Raw genomic sequence first — 21160 nt, 5'->3', positions numbered from 1 at the left:
GATACATAATGACAAACACCAGCATTAAGCATGTAGTCGTTGTCGGTGGAGGCACCGCCGGATGGCTGACTGCAGGCATACTCGCGGCAAAATGTGTAAAAGAGCAGGGGCGCGATTTAAAAATTACCCTGATTGAATCGCCCACTTTAGGCAATGTTGGTGTCGGAGAAGGTACTTGGCCTTCGCTAAGAACTACGCTGCAGGCAATCGGCGTTTCCGAGTCCGATTTTATTAGCCACTGCGATGCAACTTTCAAGCAGGGTGCACGTTTTAATCGCTGGATCGATAACCGTGAAAACGATTTTTACTACCATCCCTTGATGCTCCCATCCAATCTTGGCCCGCTGAATTCAGTTGTTCGAAAATTGAATATGAAATCAGGTGTAGATGCCTGGTCATATTCCAATATAGTGTGCGCACAAGAGGCTGTGTGTGAGCGAGGTTTGGCTCCAAAGAATATTACGACGCCTGAATATCAGGGGCTGTTGAATTATGCATACCATTTGGATACCAATAAATTTTCGGTATTTATTAAAGACCACTGCGTGAGCAAATTAAACATTAATCATGTGGTGGCAGACATTGTGGGCACTACCTTAAGTGAAGATGGCGGTGTGGGTGCGCTTTGTCTAGTGGATGGCTCAGAATTAATCGGCGATTTTTATATAGACTGCTCTGGCTTTGCGGGCCTGTTGATCGATAAGCATTTTAAAATTCCCTTTCTTGATAAAAGCGATATCTTATTTTGTGATAGGGCGCTTGCCGTGCAATGCCCTTATGAGAGTTTAGATGCTCCTATTGCCAGTCATACAATTTCAACTGCAACAGGCTCAGGCTGGATATGGGATATAGGCTTGCAAAAACGCCGCGGTATCGGCCATGTCTATTCATCGCAGCATACTCGCAGTGATCAGGCAGAGAGCGATTTGCGTAAGTATGTTGGAAAAAAAATCGATCAGTTGGATGTTCGCCATATTAAATACGCGCCTGGTCATCGCGCAAAATTCTGGGAGAAAAATTGCGTAGCGGTGGGGCTGGCGGCGGGTTTTGTGGAGCCGCTTGAAGCATCCTCTATTTTGCTGGTGGAAATCTCTGCCTACTGGGTTGCCGAAAAATTGCCTTATAAAAAGTCTGGGTTCGAAAGCTGCGCTAAACAATTTAACGATACATTTCTTTATCGTTGGGATTCCATTATCGAATTTTTGAAGCTGCACTACTGCATTTCCAAGCGTACTGATACGGATTTTTGGCGAGACAATACGCATTCGAATTCTATTCCGATCCTGCTACAAGAAAAGCTGAAGACATGGGGAGAGCATTGTCTTTCTGTAGTGGATTTTCTAAATCGGGCAGATGTATTTCCCTTTGAAAGTTACGCTTACATCTTGTACGGCATGCAATTTCAAACAGAAACTCATGCCGTTGGGGATGCACAGTTAAATATTCTGGAAAAGAAAATTAAACAACAACAGAATGCTATGGCTGCACTTGTGAATGCACTGCCAAATAATCGTGCCCTGATAGATAAAATCCATGAATATGGTCTGCAGAGGATATAAAAATGGGAAATATAGAAATACTTGATCGCAACCTGCACGCTGATATTAATATTGATTTTAATGCGGCGCGGCGTGGACCTCGGCGTGAGTTGATTCCAGTGGTGGTTTCCGAATTTCAAAGCTTAATGTTTCACTACCCCATTGTGTTTGTGAAAGATCAGGCCACTGGTAAATTTAATTGTTCAATACTGCTGGGTATTTCTGCTGAAACCAATTTGTTGGATCATTGTGATTGGGCTGATGATGAAGTACTGCCGCTGAATATCCGGCGCCTGCCCTTGGTTGCAGTGGCGCCGCAAGAGGATAAAGGGCAGCCGTTAATTGGTATCAATTGGAGTGCTGCCGGAGTGAAATTACAGTCTGGAGTTGGCGATTATATTTTTAAAAATCAATCTGACGGCTTTGATGTAGCTGTTGCGGCATTGGTTGAGTTGCATCACGGCTTTGAACAAACGGATAAGTATGTGGATAAGGTGCTAGAGCTGGATCTGGTTTCAAAGCTACATGCTCAGGTGCAATATAAAGATAAGCCTTCGGTAACCCTTGAAGGACTTTATGGAATAGATCCGAATAGAATTTCCCGAGTCATTGAGGGCGATACTCAACAAAAGGATGCATTTTTAGTAATCGCTAACTATGTTTATGCGCAGTATTTTTCTCTGGCTAATATGAGAAAGTTGGCTCGCTATTTATAATGGCGTAACTGTTTAATTTGAAATTTTGGCTGCTGATCTATCTCTAATGGTTGGCAATAAAAAATCCTGCTGAGTGATCAGCAGGATTTTTTATGCCTGTAGGTTTGTGCCCAAACCATTTTGCAATGGTTCAGGCTGCGCTGGTTAGTTGTTGATAATTAAATTAAACCCTTGTTGTACAAAATTGGTATTGGGGTTGGCGATGTTGCTGGTGGTTAAGCCATTGAATGTCGCTGTGCCGTTATTGGTGTAGGTGTAAATCGCAGCGCCTAGATGTTGGCCGGCAAAGCGTGAAGTGGTAACGCCATCTTTACCGGTTCCGTTAATGTTGATGTTGTTAAACACTACATTTTGGAAACCGCCGCTGTAACCCATTTGCACTGCATCGCGTTGAGTATCATAGATATCGATATTAGAAATGGTCACGTTGCGGATTGGGTCGCTCGATGCCTCCAAATCAATCGCGCCGCGCTCACCGCCCCAGGTATCCAAACTGGTGCCGCTGCGAATAATGGTGCTGTCTGAGAAGACTATGCCGGTGTTGTCCTGGAAATGATAACCGGGGAATACGGTATTCATGCGGAAGCCTGAACTGCCAACACCGTCCACAATTAAATTGAATGTGGCTTTGTGGCCACTGCCGCCGAAGAAGGCAATACCCGCTGCTCGCCAGTTAAATTCAATGGTGTTGTAGGTAAAGGTGTTGTTGATTCCCGCTGGTGCTGCGTTTACGTTACTGGTCCATACGGCAAGGCCATCATCACCATTATTGCGAATGCTAGTGTTGCGCACGGTAGAGTTTCTGGTGCCTTGTGCGAAGTTCACTCCATCGGCCAGGTTGTTGCGAATACGGCTGTTTTCGATCAACAAATTATCCGCATAAATCGCTGGCGTATGTGCGTAATCCGCAACCCAGAATCCACATTCAAAGTGTTCAACCCACACGTTATACACTTTGGAGTCTTTACCGAAGTTATCCATAAAGGCTTTGTATATTGCACCTTCGTTGTAGCGTGAACGCAGCATGGAATTCATGTAGACGTTACTGAAATCCAACTTGCCTGCAACGCGGAAGGAGATACCGCCACCAGCCACATTCGGGTTGGTAAATTGAATGTTGGTATGCCACATACCCGCACCGCGAATGGTGATGTTGTTAATTTTGTTGGCAACAGAACCAATCACCCACATGTTGCTCAGGTTGAAAGTTCCCGCTGGAATGTAAAGGATTTGATTGTTGGCAACTGCCGCAGTCACCGCAGAGTTAAACGCAGCCAAGTCATCATTGCCGTCGTTAGCGACTGCACCAAAATCGGTAACAGAAACAGAATTGGCTGGGCGAGAAATTGCAGTAGGAACCTGTTCAATCTCGAGGAAGTCAACGCCGTATTCCAGGTTGTCGCCGTTAGCTTTTACGATGCGAATTACATCGCCCGGATTCAGTGCCGTGCTCAGTTTCCAATGCACTTCATCGAAGCGGAAGAGTGGATCGCCACCACCGGGTGTATCAGAAGGATGACCACTACCGGCATTGAAGTATTGGTAGTTGTAGTAAGAGGTCAGCGAAATAGTTTGCGCTTTTACGCCGTTAACCAAAACATCCAATGACCCGTTCAAACCCATGCCATTGCTGGAGTCGGGCATAGTGAAACGCATAGTCACACCAGCGCCACCTTCACCGGGTCTTACCGTCCATTGTGCATATGAACCGTTAGAGGGTAATGCGATATAGGCTTGGCCGGACGCTTCAGAAGCAGTGAGTGTTTGGATATGAGTTGGAGCAGTTTTTAATTGCGCGCCACCGCCAAATGTTGCGTGCTCAGTGTCGTAGCGATCATAAGGAACTTGCGCACCGTGAGTACCATTTGGCTCCCACGGATCAGTGCCGCCACCGCCAGTATTTTCTTGGGTAGTGGTTGCCGTTGCTTGATTGCTCGCGGTTGAATTACCGTATTGGTTTACCGCAACCACTGTGTAGTTGTAATTGGTGACTGGCGTTAAGCCTGTATCTTCATAAGTAGTGCCAGATACAGTTGCCGCCAAAGTATTGCCGCGCATAATGCGATAACTGGTTGCGCCATTTGCTGCATCCCACGCGAGGAAAACAGATGATGCCGATGTGCCCGTCACGCGCAAATTCTGCGGTGTAGTAGGCGGAACAGGATCAGGATAACCATGCACTTCAAATTCAGAAATTTGCGCGGCAGGCCAGCCAGTATTGTCAGTGACATTAATGCGCACATAGCGAGTTGCGGTTTCATTGAAGTTAATGGTGGCAGTGTTCGCTGATGCAGGATTAAAAACATAACCGCTTGAATTCACCAAATTGGTAAATGCAGTGCCGTTGCTGCTACCGAGTACTGACAAAGTTTGTGTGCGCGTTGCCCAAGCAGGATCATTCGGTAATTTCAAAACAACTTTGCTTACGCGATGGGTGCTGCCCAAATCGATGGTGAGTGTTTGTGGGAAGGCGTTGCTATTACTTTCCCAATAAGTCGCTTGATTGTTGTCAACCGCATTAGTGGGAGGCGTATGTCCAAGCGATGTGCTTGCAGTAACAGGTTTACCTCCAGACACTTTTACCACCAATGGATTTTGATTATTGCTATCGGTAGTCACACTCACGCTGTTGCTTTGTGTAGAGCTGCCAGAGGCGTTAAACGCACGCACTGTGTAGGCGTAACTGGTGCCTGCACTTAAACCAGAATCTGTGTAAGTGGTTCCGGTTGTTGTAGTCACTAAATTTCCATTGCGCAGAATTTCATAACCATCTGCACCGCTGGATGCAGTCCATGACAATGAAACGCTGGAAGTGGTTTTGCCAGTGGATGCCAAATTGGTTGGCGCTGCAGGAACTGCCGGTGCGTTGTCATTACTGAACTGCAACCAGTTCAGGTTAAACAAACCACCCGCTGCAGTGCCCTTAAAGACCAGGTACAAATCCTGTGTACCCATTGCCGATACGTTTGCGGTTTTGGTGATCCAGGTTTGCCAGCCGCCGGTGTTGGCCACTGTAATAGTGCCGATCAGTGAACCGCTCACGCCACCCAAACGCATTTCAATCGTGCCGCCTGCGGTGTTAGTTGCAACGCGCGCACTCACTTTATTTACGCCAGTTCCGAAATTTACATTATTGAAAACAACCCAATCGCCGTCATCAATCCAACCAATGTTGTTGCCACCACCAGTATCGGTTGTTGCTTCAGTTTGAATGCCGCTCATGCTGTTGTAAGAGGTGGCTTTAATTTGTGCGGTTGCATCGCGCGGTGGCGTTTGGTTATCGCCGTAGACTTCCATTTCAGAAATTTGCGCCGCTGGCCAACCGGTATTGCTTGCCACATTCAAACGCACATAACGCGCACTGCTGCTCGGCACACTGATGTTTACTATGTTGCTGCTGCCGGGAACAAAGTTGTAGTTCGTGGCGCCGACCAGCGTTGAATAACTGGAACCATTCACGCTGCCGGAGACAGAAATATTTTGCGTGCGCGAGCCCCAGTTAGTGGGCAATTTCACGCGCACTTGATTGACGCTATAAGCGCTACCCAAATCCACGGTGAGCGATTGTGGGAAGGCATTGTTTTGGCTTTCCCAATAGGTGCCTTGATTGCCATCGATAGTGTTGGCGGCGCCATAGACATCGACGCTGCTGGTGACACTGGCAACCTTTCCTTGTGCCAGATTGGTTTGGGCGTGAGCGCCGCTAGCTACAATTGAGCCGATTAATCCTAGCGCGCTAAAGAGCATGCTGCGCCGAAACAGACTTAAGTGTCTGTTGGTTCGTGGAATATTCATTGTGAGTTTCCTCATTGTTATTGATGTTGTTGGGTGCAGTTTGAGTCGATGCCGTTGACCTGGATTCAAACAACCCCCGTGGTTACTGCATGAGAGTGAAACAATTATTGTTATGTGCTTGCTGTGAGCCTGCCCATATCCGACTTGTAAGGTGATATGGGCAGGCTCGTGTCTGAAGTGAAGCCCACGTTTTTTTATAGTTATTGGATAGCGCGAAAATATCTTAATGATGAAAAAGTGTTCGTGTCTAGATTAAAAGGCGCCGCAAAAAAAATCTGAAATCGATTTCTTTTTTTGAAAACGTTTGCAGTTTTAAAATTTTTGATGGCGATCATTTTTTATGGTCTCAGTGGGGTTATGGGTTTGGCATTTTTTAATAAAAATTTTTCTTAATTTTAGGAAGATAAAATTCTGAAATCGTTTTCAAAAAAATGAAAACGATTTCTTTTTATAAAACAATATTTTGCTGCTGGACACTGGAAAAAAGCTGCTATTAAATTGATAGCAAGTGCAGGGGAACGAAAGAATAAAAACTCTGCGCTGAAATTGATTGATTAGGTAATTTTTTTGGCCGAGTTAATTTCATAACAATATTAATTATCAAGACGTTCATCACAATGAAAAAAATAGTTATGGTTTTTTTTGCCTCCCTGATTTCTTCGGTAGCTGCAGCACAAACACCTGCAGCCAGTATTTCGTCTCCTGGTCAAACGCTAGAAGTTAACTTTTATTTGTCCGATGCCGGCGCTCCAAGTTACAAGGTGAATTACAAGGGCAATGAATTGGTCGCTGATTCTCGCTTGGGCTTTGCTTTGAAAAACCAGGCTGATCTGGCAAGTGGTTTTAAAATGGTGTCGGCAAAAGCCAGCCGTTTCGATCAAACCTGGGAGCAGCCTTGGGGAGAAGAGAGATTTATTCGCAATCATTACAACCAATTGCGCGTTGCTTTGCGCGAAGCTAGTGGCGCCAAACGCAAATTGGATGTGGTTTTTCGTGTTTATGATGATGGTGTTGGTTTTCGCTATGAATTTCCCGAGCAAAAGTCACTGCAATCGCTGGAGATATTGCATGAGCTGACGGAGTTTAATATGACAGCTGATCACGCCGCTTGGTGGACACCAGCACAGGCGGGAAATCAGTATGAATATCTGTATCAACACACGCCCATTAGCAAAATGGGTTTGGTTCATACGCCGGTGACTTTGAAAACTGCAAGCGGTGTTTATGTCGCCTTGCATGAAGCAGCGTTGCACAATTATTCCACGATGAATGTCACCGGCGGTGCCGGCGGTAAAATCAGTGCGACTCTGGTGCCTATTTCTAAAAATATGCCTACTGCTGTGCGTATTGATGCTCCTGCAGTCACTCCGTGGCGGACATTGCAGGTTGAAGATTCAGCGGCAGACTTAATCACTAACTATTTAACCTTGAATTTGAATGAGCCCAATAAGTTGGGCGATGTCTCCTGGATCAAACCGGCGAAATATGTTGGGATTTGGTGGGAGCTGCATTTGGAAAAAACTAGTTGGAAATCCGGCGAGAAGCATGGTGCTACGACAGCCAACACCAAAAAATATATCGACTTTGCCGCTAAGCATGGCTTCGCTGGTGTGTTGGTAGAAGGCTGGAATAAAGGCTGGGATGGAGAGTGGTGGCTGCCCGGAGGTGGCAATGCATTTAACTTTTATACGCCCACCCCGGACTTTGATGTGGCTGAGTTAAGTCGCTATGCACAACAAAAAGGTGTTTACATTATCGGTCACCATGAGACTGGTGCCGCTATCGAAAATTATGAAAGCCAATTGGAAGATGCGTTTGCGTTTCTGGAACGTTACGGCATGAAGGCGGTGAAAACCGGTTATGTGGAAACGGGTGAAGAGTTGGTGAATGGTTTGTATCATCACGGACAGTTTTATGTGAACCACGCCCAGCGTGTGATCGATATTGCTGCCAAGCATAAAGTTGCGGTAGTGGCTCATGAAACTGTGAAGGATACCGGCGAGCGCCGTACCTATCCCAATATTATTTCGCGTGAAGTGGCGCGCGGACAGGAGTATGACGCTTGGTCTGCCGATGGTGGTAATCCGCCTAGTCACACTGCCATTATTCCGTTTACTCGCTTGTTGTCAGGGCCAATGGATTTTACCCCCGGTGCATTTGAATTAACGCTGCCATCGCGCCCGAATAATCAGGTGAATACCACGCTGGCCAAGCAATTGGCACTCTATGTGGTGATCTATTCTCCCGTGCAAATGGCCTCGGATTTACCGGAACATTACGAGCAACATTTGGATGCATTTCAATTTATTAAAGATGTTGCCGTGGATTGGGAAACTACACGTCCACTAGCAGGTGAAATTGGCGAGTATGTGGCTATTGCCCGCAAGGCGCGCGATAGCAGCAACTGGTTTGTGGGGGCTTTAACCAATGAAAACGCGCGTAAGCTGGAAATCAAATTGGATTTTCTCGAAGCGGGTAAAAAATACACTGCGCGTATTTATCAAGATGGCAAAGATGCTCACTACGCAAAGAATCCGGGCAGTTATGGCATTAAAGAAATGGACGTCACCGCTGGCGATGCAATTTCATTGCAATTGGCTCCCGGAGGAGGTGCTGCCATTAGCCTTGTCGCCAGATAGTTGTTTGTTTTGAAATGATCTTTTGTAATCCATAGTCTCTCCCTTCTTTGGGGGCAGTAGTGAATAGCCAATTGGGAAAGTGTCTATCCTTAATTGCTGGTGTATCACGCTGCTCCTTTTTTATTTTTCTTAACTCTGCCTGAAATACCCCCTGATCCGAAAAGGTGCTAGCCTTTATGCGTTAGACACAGCGTCAATCAATAACAACAAAAAATAGGGTCACTCAATGATCGGAATTAAAGATATCGCCAAAGAGGCCAGAGTGTCTCCTGCCACCGTATCGCGCGTGCTGCGCAACCCCGAATTGGTAACAGAAGATAAGCGCACACGTGTATTGGAAGCGGTGAAGCGCACTGGTTACACCCCGAATAGCCTCGGGGTGAGCTTGCGAATGTCCAAAACCTATAATTTGGTCGCGATTATCCCTGATGCAATCAGTGTATTTAACTATCCGGTTATTCGCGCCATTGAAAGTATCGCGCTTGAAAAGGGCTACTCCCTACTGTTGGGTGACACTCAGGAAAAAGAAAGTCGCGAGCGCTCATTTGCCAATATGGTGCGTTCACGTCAGGCAGATGGGATTTTATTATTTTGCTCGCGCCTGCCATTTGACATAGACCCTGAGCGCGGCTTGGCTGAGCAGCTACCACCGCTGGTGAATGCCTGCGAGCCGGTCGATATTGAGGGGATTCCCAGCGTGAATATCGATAACTCTGCCGCAGCTGAAGATGCGGTAAATTATTTGCTTAGTCTGGGGCATAAACGCATCGGTGTTATTGCCGGGAATATGGCCGTACCTAGTACTCAAAGCCGGATGGAAGGTTATAAAAATGCATTGCAAAAAGCAGGCATTGCATTTGATGAGCAGTTAGTCGAAATTGGCAATTACGCGCTTTCGGGGGCAGCTGAGGCGACTTACAAACTGACGCAATTAACACATCCGCCAACAGCGATATTTGCATTCAGTGATGAGATGGGGATGAGCTGTATATCCACTCTGCACAAAATGGGCTTTAAAATTCCACAGGATTTTTCAGTGATGGGTTTTGATAATATTCGCTATGCCGAGTATTGCAGTCCATCGCTAACCACTATTGCACAACCAATGACTGAAATTGGCATAGCCTGTATGGAGTTGCTTTTACCTCAGCTTAATGGTGAGCCTATGATACCGATCAAACGGATTTTGCCGCATCAGTTAATGATTCGTGAGAGTACAGGTCCAGCCCCTAAATCAGATTAGGGGTTAGGTGAGATTATTCAGGGATGTGGATTTACTAGCTTCCACTCTTTAACTGCGGGATGAAAAAAACCGCACTCTTCATAAGCGCGCTGGATAATATTTTTTTCTTCCAGCAGCCTAATACCTTTTTCAAGAGCGGTATAAATTTCTTCACCACGCGGGTGCTTCTTACTAATCGGCCAGTGCCGGCTACCGGGTAGACTGACTTTTACACCGGGAATTGGCACTAGTTCCAGATTATCCAGGTGAACTTTCATATCAGAATTACTTTGAAAGGGGGCGAGGGTGATATCAGCGCGGTCTGCTACCACCATGCGAACAATCTGTACCCAATAAGTAGCGTAATGAATTTTTTTAATGCCAAGTGATTTGAGGGTAGCGACATCGGCTTTCCAATGATCATTGGATGCTGCACTTAATTGCCGGATTTTATCGGGTGTTGTTGCACTAAGTGCTTTAGTGTTAGTGGCGTGGGTATAAAGCCCGGCGATAAATTCACCTTCTTTTATTACGGCCTTGGTGGTGAATAAAGAGTCGGAATAGCTGATTAAATCTTCCCGCCACATAAGCGCGCCGGATAGAGGCACCTGGCCGTCTTGCACCAACTTTAAAATTCGCAGATAACTGTTTTCCGGGCGCATTATCACTTTGCCCGTAAACCCGCCCAAGTGTAAGGCCTGTTGCAATAGCACCAGCTCGATGACATCGCGGCGTGCACCAGCACCGCCGTAGTAGGTAACGGAGATTGGGTCGCGCTCACCAATAAATAATTGGTAATCTGCGATTATGTCTTCATCCACTGCAGCGGTAATGGTATTCCCTGCATGGCAGACGAGCGTTATTAGCAATCCACTAATAATGCAATAAAGTTGTGCGATAGCTTTCAACAAGCAGCTCCTTGATGAGAGGGTCTTTGCTCCTTGCTGGTGTTGTCCGGTCGGCATTTGACCAGTGTATGGTAGAGATATTTATTGGTATTAGGTTATTAATAGCTCAAGACTGAATTACACAATAATTCAGAAGCACTAGTGTGACATGATAGTTGAGAAACGATCAAATCGAATGCATCTGAACTAATTTATTAGTGAGGTGGTTATAGGTTTAGGGTGGCATTGGTTCAGGACGCGATTAGGCAGATGTTTATTTACTTCTTTGTAAATGCGCAGATGTTGTTTGGGCTTGAGCTTCAAGAACTAAATAAATAATAAATGCGATAGCCAGTGGAATTAAAAAATAAACAATTCGGTAGCAAATGAGCGCAGCTAAAATACTGCCTTGCGATAACTGGTGTTGCAGCATAGTGATAAAAATGGTTTCCAGAACACCTATGCCTCCCGGTATATGAGTGATCACACCCGCAATACTGCTGAGCAATAGAATTCCCAGCACAGTTGGATAGGTGACATCACCTTCAGGTAATAAAAGAAAAATAATCAGCCCCATCAGTGACCAGTTGGTTATCGCCAAACCGGCTTGCGCTAGCGCCATATTCAATTGGGGCAATTCAAACTCGTGTTTAAACAAACTAAATGAGCGCCGTTTGGCACACTTACAGGCTACGAAGTAACTGATTGCCGCTGCTAACATAACTACGCCGATGATACGCAAAGAGGTAGTGCCAATGCCCCAGTTGTCGGGCAAATTAATTAGACCTAACGCAAAAATAGTTCCTGCTGCAATGATGTAACCAAGCCAGTTAGTGATAACACTGAGCGTAAATACTTTGGTGATAGTCGGCACGTTCAAACCTAAGCGGGAGTAAAGGCGCAGGCGCATAGCGATACCGCCAACCCAAGTGGATAGGTTTAAATTAAAGGCGTAACAAACAAACCCGAGCGGAATAACTTTCCATGTGGAAAGGGGGTGGCCGGTATATCTTTTTCCAATTAAATCGTAGCTAGCGAACACGAGGTAACTGCATAGTGCAATCGCTAAGGTGGGCAAGAGTGCAGACATATCATAAGACTTCAACGCATTTGTAACTTCTTGCCATTCAATTTTTTTCAAAACCATATAAAGCAAAAACGGAATTAAAATAAAGAAAAAAATAGTGAAAATACGTTTGGCCCACATCCATTTTTTACTGGGATTATTTGCTTCCGAATCCCCTGCCAATGTGGTGTCGGTTGTCGTATTCGATGTGGGGTGAGTTGCCGTCATGAAATACTTTCCTTGCTGTAAGTTTTTAAGGTGCTTTCCTCGGCTTCGCTGTCTTCGTCAGATGTAACACTATTATTCAAGCGTGATTGTTTCTTGGGGCGAACCATTTCCAGTACAGGGATATGCGCTGGCAGCCATCCTGCGATAGAAGGAAAATGGCGCAAGAAGTGAAAGCTTACAAAGATAAGCGGAATGCGCCACCAATAACCGCGCTGTGCTGCGTCCATATCAATAGGGTCACAGTGATTTTCAATAAGTTTTTGCAAATGCTCATGCAAGCGATTGTTCAACGCTTTATCGCGCAGCATCACATTCGCTTCCAAATTTAAACTGCAACTTAACGGATCGAGATTACTGGAGCCAACGGTTACCCATTCATCATCCATAATGGCAATTTTTCCGTGCAAGCTGCGCTGGCAATATTCATAAATTTTGACATTGCCTCTGAGTAAATAACTGTAGAGCAAGCGAGATAAGTTGGATACCCAAGGCATATCCGGGCAGCCTTGTAGAATCAAAGTAACGTCTACGCCCCGTTGTGCAGCGCGGCGAAATGCGCGCAGTAAAAAGAAATGTGGAAAGAAGTAAGCGTTAGCAATAACCAAGCGATGTTTAGCGGTGCGGGCGGCTAATAAATATTGCTTTTCAATATCTTTTTTGTGCCATTGATTGTCGCGTACGGCGAGTAGTGCATCTATTTCGCCTTCTGCTGGCGGCACATCTGCTCTTGCATGTTTGATATAGGCTCGCCGTTCTTTTCGAGTTGAGCCTCTAAGCAGCAGCAACATACAGGTCTGATGAATGTCCGCCACAATCGGCCCTTGCAATTCAACTGCATAATCCTGTTTTGCCTTTTCACCAAAATCCATTAAATGATCAGCCGAATAATTGATGCCGCCAATAAATGCAACTTGCTGATCGATCACCACCAACTTGCGGTGCAGACGACGAAATAAATTTAATCTTGTGCCCCATATTTTGGGTTGTGGGTCAAATATGTGTAGCCTAACGCCGGCATCGACCATAGCTTTGACGAATTCGGTGCTCAAATCCCAAGTGCCATAATCATCAACTGTTAAATCAACTTGCACGCCTCTTTTGGCCGCAGCGATTAACGATTGTTGTAACTGCTTGCCTACCTTATCTTCCGCCAGGATAAAGGTTTCAATGATGATTTCTTTTTTTGCTTGAGCAATACGTTCATAAACACGCGGAAAAAATGCTTCGCCATTGATCAGTAAGTCAACGCTATTTCCTGAGCGCCAATTATTTTTCATAGGTGTACCTCAACAGCTAGTGGAGCGTGATCTGAAAGGTGTGACCAAGGGCGGCGGTGAAATACTTCCGGGTTCCAAGTCTTGGCATTGCGCACATAAATGCGATCAAGACTGAGCAGCGGAAAGCGGGCGGGAAAGCTTTTGGCTGGTTTTCCGTAAGCATTTACAAAGGCTTCGCTTAGGCCGCAGGTTTCCAAAATCGCATCGGATTTTTTTCGCCAATCATTAAAATCTCCCGCGACAATAACTGGCTCAGTTGATGGAAAACTTTCAACTAATTCGCGCAGTAAATGCAGTTGTTGTTGGCGATGGTTTTCGCGCAAACCAAGGTGAACGCAGATCGCATGAACCGCATCGTGCCCCGGAATCTTCAGCACTGAATGCAGTAATCCACGCTGCTCAATAGTGCCGATAGAGACATCCAGATTTTGATAGCGAACAATAGGGAATTTAGAGAGCAGAGCGTTGCCATGATCGCCGTGGGGATAAACCGCATTGCGTCCATAGGAGTATTCAGGCCAAGTAGTATCGGCAAGATATTCATATTGCGGGACTTTGGGCCAGTGCTTATGACGTTTGGCATGATGCAAATGACTGCCATGCACTTCTTGTAAAAAAACTACGTCCATGGAAAGTGATCTCACTGCTTCACGTAGTTCCGGCAAAATAAAACTGCGGTTAAAAACCGTAAAGCCTTTGTGCATATTCAAAGTAAGTAATTTAAATTTGTGCACTGCAGGTTTCGCTTCAGTCAAATGAATGACTCTGTCCACACTGGTTTGCAATTCTGATTTCACACTGGTGCTATTCATGCTCTATCTGCTCCTCAATCCTTGCTTATTTGCCGCTTATTTGTAAGCAGTTGGATGCGTAGGTTCAGTTGGGTCTGCAGGCTGCGGAGTAGGAGGATCTGGAAGCGGTTGCGTAGGCGACGGCTCAGGGGCAGGCATCGGCGGATTGTGCGGATCCGGTACTGGCGGTGGTGTTGGATTGGGTTCGTCGATAGTTGAGTTACTCATAATATTCACTCCTTCAATCATTCCTTAAACTCTGACTTTTATACTAGCGCAATAATTCCGCCGCTAAAATTCCCGGAGTTTTTCTTAACTAAACTCGACTTTTTTGTATATTTTTCAAATAAATAGCCATACTTATAAAATTCCAATAAATCAAAAGACTTGAAGCACTGTAGGGATGAAAAATTTACAATCGGTGCTTGAGAAGATTTTCTGAAATTGTTTTTAGTTATTTTTTTATTGGTTTTAATGCATAACTAGTTTAAAAAACTCTGTATCTTGATATAAGGCTGTGCTGTCAAAAAAATGAACGCTATTGGGTAGGTTGAGAGTTATAGACTGATGAAATCATTGTTAATTGGAATTTTTATTGTCGTCAGTGCTCCGTTGTTGGCCAGTGAGGCGGATCACTCTATAAGTACTATCGTCATTCCATATATGGAGGTGAATGCTTCTCACAGGCTCTATACGGATCATTTGCTTGCTAAGGCGATGGAAGCGTCGGTCGACAAATATGGGCCTTACAAAATTGTTCAGCAGGAACAAAGCAGCGTACTCAAAAGACATTTGTTAGATTTGGAAAAGGGGAGTATTTCTGTAGCTACGTCTATGCCTATTCCAGAATGGATGGACAATGCCCTCGCGGTGCGTATTCCCCTGATGAAGGGGCTCGCAAGTTATCGCCTGTTTTTGGGTGGCAAAAAGCATTGGCAGGACTTTGATAAAGTGAAAAAGCTGGCTGATTTAAAGCGCTTTAATATTGGTCAGGGGGATGGTTGGTCTACAGGAAAAATATTGGAAGATAATGGGTTCAATGTGGTTTATGGACCATCTTCTACGTTGCTCGCGATGTTAGAGGCGAATCGTTTTCAACTATTGATGCGGGGGATTTTTGAAGCAAAACCTGATTTGGCTGCACAACAGAAATCAACGCCTGAACTGTTACTTGTCGATCAGTTTGCTGTATATACCTATTTGCCCATGTATTTTTTCGTTGGGAAAGATAAGCCTGAGCTTGCCGGAAGGTTGGAATACGGGTTGAAAAAACTGCATGCTAGCGGTCAGATGGATGCTTTATTTAATGCTTATTTTGCAGATGACTTAAAATTGCTCAACAATAAAAAAACTAAGGTGTTTTATATTAACAATACCAATATCGACCCATCATTTTTTGAACATGATAAACCCTATCTTTTAGAGTCTATTGTGAAACTGGAGAAAAAGCGTCATTAATTGTCGTTCTAAATAAAAAGCCCAAGGCGTATGCCTTGGGCTTTCTGATTTCTTGGTAAGAGTGTGTTAGCTTGGTTTTACTTTGCCCAACAGTTGTTGCAAGGCAATAAAACAGAAGAGCAAGAAGCCGATTACAATTTTTGTCCACCAGCTGCTCAATGTGCCGTCGAACGAAATGTAGGTTTGCACTACGCCCATAATCAACACTCCCATCAATGTTCCCACCATATAGCCGTAGCCGCCGGTGAGCAGAGTACCGCCGATAACTACTGCGGCGATTGCGTCCAGCTCTACGCCGACCGCGGCAAGTGAGTAGCCGGAGAAAGTATAGAAGGAGTAGACAATGCCGGCCAGTGTCGCGAGCAGTGAGCTAATCGCGTAGATGCGAATGGTGGTGTGTGCGAGTGGAATGCCCATCAATGCTGCGGAATTTGCATCGCCACCCACTGCATACACGCGGCCACCAAAGCGGGTGTAGTGCGCGATGATAATCGCTGCGACTAACACTAATAAACAGATGATGGTTGAGCTGCCGATCCAAGCGCCGTCCAGAATTTCAAAACCAAACATAGACACTTGATTGTAAAACTCGTGTTCGATGGGAATGGATTCTTCGCTGATAACACTCGCCAAACCGCGCGCGAAAAACATACCCGCGAGTGTCACAATAAACGGCTGCATTTTGTAGTAGTGAATGATTGCGCCCATGATTGCGCCGAATGCAGTACCGCCGACAAGCACTACAGGAAATACCACTAGCGGATGCCATTGGTATTTGCTGATCAATACGCTGCACACCACGCCGGTTAAGGCGATAACGGCGCCGACGGATAAATCAATCCCGCCCGACAAAATCACAAAGGTCATGCCTACCGCAGCGATAATCAAAAAGGCGTTGTCGCTGAGCAAATTAAAAAATACGCGCGGAGTGCCAAAACCTTCAAATTGAACAGCACCTATACCGAATAACAAAAAGAACAAGCAGCAGGTAACCGCGAGTGGAATGAATTTACGGTTAAGCATTTTTTGCCTCCTTATTATTGGTGGTAGTGGAGGCAGACTTTTTACTGAACTTTAATTGCGCCAATTGTTTTTGGAACAACGGCGATTGCAACAGCAGCACCAAAATAATCGCACTGGCTTTGATTAGCAGATTAAATTTCGGTGGAATACCGCTAAGAATAATTGTCACAGTAAGTGTTTGAATAATCAGCGCGCCGATAATCGCGAGCATAATGGAGAAGCGGCCACCCATCAGCGAAGCACCACCAATTACTACGGCAAGAATTGCATCCAATTCCAACCACAAGCCGGCGTTGTTCGCATCGGAACCGCGAATATCTGCTGCGGCAATCATGCCCGCCAGTGCCGCGCACAAGGCTGCAACACAATACACACTCATCTTGATCGCTTTCGCATTCAAACCCATGTAATGGCTTGCTGATGGATTCGCGCCTACGGCTTCAATATACAAGCCCAGCGCAGTGCGGCGTGTTAGCAATTGCACAATCGCAAAAGTGATAATCACTAATACAACAGGGAAGGGTAGGCCGAGAAAACTGCCAGTGCCTAGAAATGCAAAACCAGCGTGATCAAAGGTGACGATCTGGCCTTCATTAATTAATTGCGCAATACCGCGCCCGGCAACCATCAAAATTAATGTGGCAACGATTGGCTGGATACTCATGTAACCAACCAAAAATCCATTCACTATTCCGGCAATCAGACCGGCGATTAAACCGGCACCGATAATCAGCGCGAGATTATCTACACCCTTGGTGATGTAATAAGCACTCACCGCACCGGCGATGGCCATAATCGAGCCGACCGACAAATCCACACCGGCGGTAGCAATCACCAGCGACATACCAATCGCCAGCAAAGCAACCGGCGCCGCACGGTTTAATACATCAATCAGACTGCCGTAAAAGCGGCCATCTTTAAATTCAATATGAAAAAATTCCGGTGCAATGATCGCGTTGATAATCAGCAGCACCAGTAAACCAGCGCAGGGCCATAAGTAGCGGCGCAGGTTGGGGTTATTAGTCAGATTCATGATAAGTACTCGTTAATTCCTGCGTGATTAATTCGCTGCAATCGCTTGCATAATGCGCTGTGGATTAATATCGCTGCCTTCCAGCTCCGCTACTTTTTGACGGTCGCGCAGTACCACGACGCTACTGCTGAAAGCCACCAACTCTTCCAGCTCGGATGAAGCGACGATTAAGGCCAGACCTTGATCGCACAGTTTGCGAATCAAACGGATAATTTCCGCGTGAGCGCCAATATCGATACCGCGGGTTGGTTCATCCAAAATCAGCAGCGACGGATTAGCTGCAAGCCAGCGCGCCAAAATCACTTTTTGCTGATTGCCACCGCTCAACTGTTCGATGGGCTTTTCAATATCAGAAGTAGCAATGCTCAGCTCTTTTACATATTGATTGGCGATTTCTTCCTGCTCTTTGCGCGAGATGAACTTCCACCAGCCCTGTTTGATTTGGCGTGCGAGAATCATGTTCTCGCGAATCGACAATTGGCCGAGAATACCGTCGTGCTTGCGATCTTCCGGGCACAAACCAATACCAGCGGTGATGGCTTCGCGTGGCGACGAAAAATTTACCGTCTTGCCATTAAAAGTCACTGTGCCAGTGTGCTTTTTATCGACGCCAAAAATTAAACGACATAATTCAGTGCGGCCAGAGCCGAGCAAACCCGCAAGGCCAACCACTTCGCCTTTGCACACTTGAATATCGGTAGGTGAGAGGGTTGCAGTGCGGCCAATACCTTTCACATTTAGCAGCGCTTCACCGCATTCGGAATTGGTTTGCGGTTTATGTTCGCCCAGCTCCGCCAATTCTTTACCGAGCATATGGCCGATCAATTCGCTGCGCGACAGGGTTGCTGTTTCAAACTCGCCCACTAGCTGCGCACTGCGCAATACAGTGATGCGATCACAAACTGCGTAAACCTGATCGAGAAAGTGCGTAACAAACAAAATACCGATACCGCGCGCGCGTAAATCGCGCATGATGCGAAACAGCGACTGCACTTCATCCGCATCCAAACTCGCGGTTGGCTCATCCAGAATTAACACCTTCGCCGACATATCCACACCGCGCGCAATCGCAATTAATTGCTGCACCGCGATGGAATAACTTGAGAGCGGCAAGGTGACATCGATATCCAGATCGTAACCTTTCAATAATTCCTGCGCATCGCGATTCACCTTGCCCCAGTTGATTAAACCGAAACGGCGCGGCTCGCGACCAAGATAAATATTTTGCGCAACCGTTAGGTTGGGCAGCAGGTTAACTTCCTGATACACAGTGCTGATGCCAAGAGCTTGCGCATCGCCAGTGTTGCTCGGAAATATCGGTTGGCCATCCAACAAAATATCGCCGCCATCGCGCTGATAAACGCCGGTCATCACTTTAATCAGTGTCGATTTTCCTGCGCCGTTTTCACCGAGCAGCGCATGAATTTCGCCCGCACGCAAAGTAAGGCTCACACCTTTTAAGGCATGAACGCTGGGGAATATTTTGTGAATTCCCTTTAGTTGCAAAACAGGAGTCTGTAAAACTGGAGTTGTAGTCATTTTAAAATCACTTTTTTAGGGTGTGGCAAATTCTTGCGGGATGCTAGCGAATAAGGTTGTGCGACCGTGCGCAGCATGGATGCTGTGCCCGAGCCTACAAGGATGTATTTACGGCGCGTCGCACAACCTTATTCGCTAGAGTCCTTACTACTAGAAAGCTATTTAGCCCCGCGCTTAGCTAATTCATCCGCCGCATTCTCTTGCGTAAACACAGCGCCACCCATCTTGATCCACTTATCAAATTCTTTTTTGCCACCGCGGAATTCATTAATGACATCAAATGCAGGGCCACCGAGGTGCGGGCTCAACTCAACAGACACATTGATATCGCCTGCAACAATTGCTTTCAAAGCATCATCCACCGCATCTACCGACACGATTAAAATATCTTTGCCCGGCTGCAAACCCGCTTCTTTCACGGCTTGAATTGCACCCAGCGCCATCTCATCGTTATGCGACCAAATTGCACAAATACCCTTACCGCCACCTTCTGCTTTCAGCATGGTCTCCATGACTTCTTTACCCTTGGCGCGAGTAAATTCTGCGGTTTGACTGCGCACAATTTTGGTCTCGGGAAATTTAGCGATGGTATCGTTAAAACCTTTCATGCGACCTAAGGCCGCACTTGAACCTACAGTACCCTGCAATTCCAAAATGCCACACTTGCCACCGGTTTTTTCGGTAAGCCATGTTGCCGCACGTTGACCTTCCACTTCGAAGTCGGGCGCAATACGAGTGAGATAAAGTGATTGATCAGTAACCGATACGTTGCGATCCAAGATCACTACAGGGATGCGCGCGCGCTTGGCTTCCATCAATACCGGCTGCCAGCCAGTTTCAACCACGGGTGCAATTAAAATTGCATCCACACGCTGCGCAATAAAACTGCGCACCGCTTTAATTTGGTTTTCCTGCTTTTGTTGTGCATCAGAAAATTTTAAGGTGATGCCGCGCTTTTCCGCTTCGGCTTTTACCGATTCAGAAAAACTGGTGCGCCAACCAGATTCAGAACCCACTTGCGCAAAACCCACAGTGATTGCGTTTGCTGTTGCACTAATGCCAATTGCGGCAGCGAGTGTCAGCGTTTTAAACATGCTCTTCATAGTGAACCTCGTGTATTAACATTATTAAATTATTTAAAACGTTTTATATTCGGATTATTTATTCCGATTTTTAAATCCAGCCGCCGTCCACAATAAAGTGTTGCGCGGTGCATAAACGGCTATCGTCCGATGCCAGAAATAACGCCATAGCGCTAATGTCTTCCGGCATAACGGATTTTTTCAAACATTGGTTTTCTAAAATACTTTTGGCAGATTTATCTTTGGTGAGCATCGCTACTTGGCGATCCGTCATTACCCAGCCTGGCACCAGTGTGTTCACACGAATATTATTGCCGCCCATATCGCGCGCAAGGCCACGTGTTAAGCCTTCAATCGCTGCCTTGGAACTGGTGTAACCTGGCATACCGCCTTGGGTTGCGTACCAACTCATCGAACCTAAATTAATAATTGAACCACCGCCCAGCTCAAGCATATGTTCATACACAGCCTGCGCGGCAAAAAAATGATGGCGCAAATTCACCGCCAAACGCTCGTTCCAATAATCAACGGTAACTTCGCGGAAATCGTGGCGCGTATCATTAGCGGCGTTATTAATTAAAACATTCACGGCGCCGACATCGTTGTAAATTTGTTTAATGGTTGCTTGCAACTTGGGGATATTTAACAAGTTGCAGCGATAATATTTTGGTGGCGTTGTATCGGGGCGATGGCTTAATCGTTCAACGAGCTGTTGTGCATCTTCATCGCGAATATCGATAAAACATACCTGCGCGCCTTGGTTGCAAAAAGCTTCTACCAAGTTGGCGCCAATGCCGGATGCACCACCGGTGATGAGTACAACTTTGTATTTTAAACTGGGATATTGATTAGTGAGTGTCATTGTC

Annotated in this window: 16 protein-coding genes; 5 read left to right on the top strand and 11 right to left on the bottom strand. The window is 46.0% G+C overall.

The window, feature by feature from the left end; translation table 11 throughout:
• Positions 1-8 precede the first annotated feature (8 nt).
• Positions 9-1559 carry a tryptophan halogenase family protein gene (locus tag SPL68_RS15055; RefSeq protein WP_323815993.1) on the top strand — a complete coding sequence of 517 codons (1551 nt, stop codon included), beginning with the start codon at positions 9-11 and terminating at the stop codon, positions 1557-1559.
• A gap of 2 nt (positions 1560-1561) precedes the next feature.
• Positions 1562-2254 carry a SapC family protein gene (locus SPL68_RS15050; RefSeq protein ID WP_323815992.1) on the top strand — a complete coding sequence of 231 codons (693 nt, stop codon included), beginning with the start codon at positions 1562-1564 and terminating at the stop codon, positions 2252-2254.
• A gap of 144 nt (positions 2255-2398) precedes the next feature.
• Here the strand turns inward: SPL68_RS15050 and SPL68_RS15045 are convergent, their stop codons facing one another.
• Positions 2399-6049 carry a discoidin domain-containing protein gene (locus tag SPL68_RS15045; protein ID WP_323815991.1) on the bottom strand — a complete coding sequence of 1217 codons (3651 nt, stop codon included), beginning with the start codon at positions 6047-6049 and terminating at the stop codon, positions 2399-2401.
• 617 nt (positions 6050-6666) lie between these two features.
• Here SPL68_RS15045 and SPL68_RS15040 point away from each other — a divergent pair.
• Positions 6667-8688 carry a glycoside hydrolase family 97 protein gene (locus SPL68_RS15040; RefSeq protein ID WP_323815990.1) on the top strand — a complete coding sequence of 674 codons (2022 nt, stop codon included), beginning with the start codon at positions 6667-6669 and terminating at the stop codon, positions 8686-8688.
• A 226-nt stretch (positions 8689-8914) separates the two neighbouring features.
• Positions 8915-9931 (top strand): LacI family DNA-binding transcriptional regulator, encoded by a 1017-nt coding sequence (locus SPL68_RS15035; RefSeq protein WP_323815989.1) that lies wholly within the window; start codon positions 8915-8917, stop codon positions 9929-9931.
• A 17-nt stretch (positions 9932-9948) separates the two neighbouring features.
• On the opposite strand, the gene SPL68_RS15030 is transcribed toward SPL68_RS15035, so the two are convergent.
• From SPL68_RS15030 to SPL68_RS15010, 5 genes are all read right to left on the bottom strand, one after another.
• Positions 9949-10818 carry a hypothetical protein gene (locus tag SPL68_RS15030; protein ID WP_323815988.1) on the bottom strand — a complete coding sequence of 290 codons (870 nt, stop codon included), beginning with the start codon at positions 10816-10818 and terminating at the stop codon, positions 9949-9951.
• Positions 10819-11071: 253 nt separating this feature from the next.
• Positions 11072-12091, bottom strand: a complete 1020-nt coding sequence (locus SPL68_RS15025; protein WP_323815987.1) for a lysylphosphatidylglycerol synthase transmembrane domain-containing protein — start codon at positions 12089-12091, stop codon at positions 11072-11074.
• Positions 12088-13368 carry a cardiolipin synthase ClsB gene (gene clsB / locus SPL68_RS15020; protein WP_323815986.1) on the bottom strand — a complete coding sequence of 427 codons (1281 nt, stop codon included), beginning with the start codon at positions 13366-13368 and terminating at the stop codon, positions 12088-12090. The genes SPL68_RS15025 and clsB overlap by 4 nt, the downstream gene beginning before the upstream one ends.
• A complete protein-coding gene (locus SPL68_RS15015) occupies positions 13365-14180 on the bottom strand; it encodes an endonuclease/exonuclease/phosphatase family protein (protein WP_416377432.1) in 816 nt (271 codons plus the stop codon). The genes clsB and SPL68_RS15015 overlap by 4 nt, the downstream gene beginning before the upstream one ends.
• A gap of 36 nt (positions 14181-14216) precedes the next feature.
• Entirely contained in the window at positions 14217-14387 is a 171-nt protein-coding gene (locus SPL68_RS15010; protein WP_323815985.1) for a hypothetical protein, read from the bottom strand.
• A 339-nt stretch (positions 14388-14726) separates the two neighbouring features.
• Here SPL68_RS15010 and SPL68_RS15005 point away from each other — a divergent pair, with 339 nt between their 5' ends.
• A complete protein-coding gene (locus SPL68_RS15005; protein WP_323815984.1) occupies positions 14727-15617 on the top strand; it encodes a substrate-binding periplasmic protein in 891 nt (296 codons plus the stop codon).
• A gap of 66 nt (positions 15618-15683) precedes the next feature.
• Here SPL68_RS15005 and yjfF read toward each other — a convergent pair whose 3' ends face one another.
• From yjfF to SPL68_RS14980, 5 genes are all read right to left on the bottom strand, one after another.
• On the bottom strand, positions 15684-16640 hold the full coding sequence (gene yjfF / locus SPL68_RS15000; protein ID WP_323815983.1) for a galactofuranose ABC transporter, permease protein YjfF: 957 nt from the start codon (positions 16638-16640) through the stop codon (positions 15684-15686).
• A complete protein-coding gene (locus SPL68_RS14995; protein WP_323815982.1) occupies positions 16633-17673 on the bottom strand; it encodes an ABC transporter permease in 1041 nt (346 codons plus the stop codon). Before SPL68_RS14995 ends, yjfF begins: the two co-directional genes overlap by 8 nt.
• A gap of 27 nt (positions 17674-17700) precedes the next feature.
• Entirely contained in the window at positions 17701-19212 is a 1512-nt protein-coding gene (locus SPL68_RS14990) for a sugar ABC transporter ATP-binding protein (protein WP_323815981.1), read from the bottom strand.
• 158 nt (positions 19213-19370) lie between these two features.
• The gene (locus tag SPL68_RS14985) at positions 19371-20315 is read right to left on the bottom strand and encodes an ABC transporter substrate-binding protein (protein WP_323815980.1); all 945 of its coding nucleotides are present in this window, start codon (positions 20313-20315) and stop codon (positions 19371-19373) included.
• A 70-nt stretch (positions 20316-20385) separates the two neighbouring features.
• Entirely contained in the window at positions 20386-21156 is a 771-nt protein-coding gene (locus SPL68_RS14980) for an SDR family NAD(P)-dependent oxidoreductase (RefSeq protein WP_323815979.1), read from the bottom strand.
• Positions 21157-21160: the final 4 nt, after the last annotated feature.

It is taken from the genome of Cellvibrio chitinivorans (assembly GCF_035117775.1).
Taxonomy (GTDB): domain Bacteria; phylum Pseudomonadota; class Gammaproteobacteria; order Pseudomonadales; family Cellvibrionaceae; genus Cellvibrio; species Cellvibrio chitinivorans.
This window is presented reverse-complemented; position numbering and strand designations above follow the sequence as displayed.